This is a genomic window from Streptococcus sciuri (assembly GCF_024814375.1).
GTDB lineage: Bacteria > Bacillota > Bacilli > Lactobacillales > Streptococcaceae > Streptococcus > Streptococcus sciuri.
On the sequence record NZ_JANUXX010000017.1, the window covers coordinates 1 to 1473 of the forward strand.

General features: G+C 36.9%; 1 protein-coding gene. It reads left to right on the forward strand.

The window, feature by feature from the left end:
* On the forward strand, positions 1-1439 hold a 1439-nt coding region (locus NXS10_RS08525; RefSeq protein ID WP_259139440.1), incomplete at its 5' end, for a restriction endonuclease subunit S.
* Positions 1440-1473: the final 34 nt, after the last annotated feature.

Sequence of the window (1473 nt, forward strand, 5' to 3'; positions counted from 1 at the left end):
TTAAAATCCCCCTTCCCCCTCTTGAAATCCAAAAAGAAATCGTCAAAATACTTGACAAATTCACAGAATATGTTACGGAACTTACGGCGGAACTTACGGCGGAACTTACGTTCCGTAAAAAGCAATATTCTTACTATCGGGATAAATTGCTCTCCTTTGAAGATGACGTTTATCAAGTGGAGTGGAAAAAACTATCTGATATTGCTACGATTAAGGCAAGAATTGGCTGGCAAGGTCTGACTAGAAAAGAATATCTTGATAGCGGTAAATATTATTTGATTACAGGAACAGACTTTATTAATGGTACAATCAATTTTAATACTTGCCATTTTGTTGATGAACAACGTTTTACACAAGACCCTAATATTCAACTAAAAGATGAAGATGTTTTAGTGACTAAAGATGGAACTTTAGGAAAAGTAGCGTACGTTGATAATATTCCTGGTCCAGCGACACTTAACAGCGGTGTATTTGTAGTCAGAAAAAAAGATAATAGGATATTGAGTCGGTATTTGTATCACTATCTTAATTCTCCCTATTTAATGAATTTTGCTAAGTCTAGACTAACCGGAGGAACAATTAAACACTTAAATCAAAGTGTAATGGTGGAATTACCAATACCACTACCTAACAAAAAAATCCAATCCCGCATTGTCCAAGTTTTAGACCACTTTGATACGGTCTGTCATGACCTCAACATCGGACTACCCAAAGAGATAGAACTTCGTCAAAAACAATACGAATATTTTAGAGAAAAACTCTTGACATTCACCGCCGAAGGCGTGTATGCTAAGAGTAGAGTAGAGGAGTTGGAGCAATCCGCCCTTATCAAGCTCTTGCAGTGGGTGTTTGGTACGATACGTGTGTCTTTGGGAACGATTTGCACCTTTACGCGAGGAAATGGTCTTCAAAAGAAAGATTTTACCGAATCAGGCTATCCAGTCATCCATTATGGACAAATTTATACTCGATACGGTTTTTCAACTCAAGAAACTGTGTCCTTTGCAGATAAGGTTATTTTTGATAAGTTGAAAAAGGCTCAGCCGCAAGACATTATAATGGCAACAACTTCTGAGAACATGGAAGATGTTGGAAAAGCATTGGTCTGGGAGGGACAGACTGAGGTTGGAATTGGTGGACACTCATGTGTTTTACATACTGAACAAAATAGCAGATACTTAGTATATTATTTCACAACAAATAAATTTCAAATTCAAAAAGAAAAATTAGTTGTTGGAACAAAAGTCATTGAATTTTATCCTAAGAATATTGAAAAAATGATAGTCACTCTCCCACCTCTCAACACCCAATCCCACATCGTTTCTATTCTCGACAAATTTGACACCCTGACTTCCAATTTATCACAGGGCTTACCAAAAGAAATTGAACAAAGACAGAAGCAGTATGAGTATTTTAGAGAAAAACTCTTGACCTTTTAGTGCCCACCAGCGACTTTCGCTTGGTGGGTTTTTT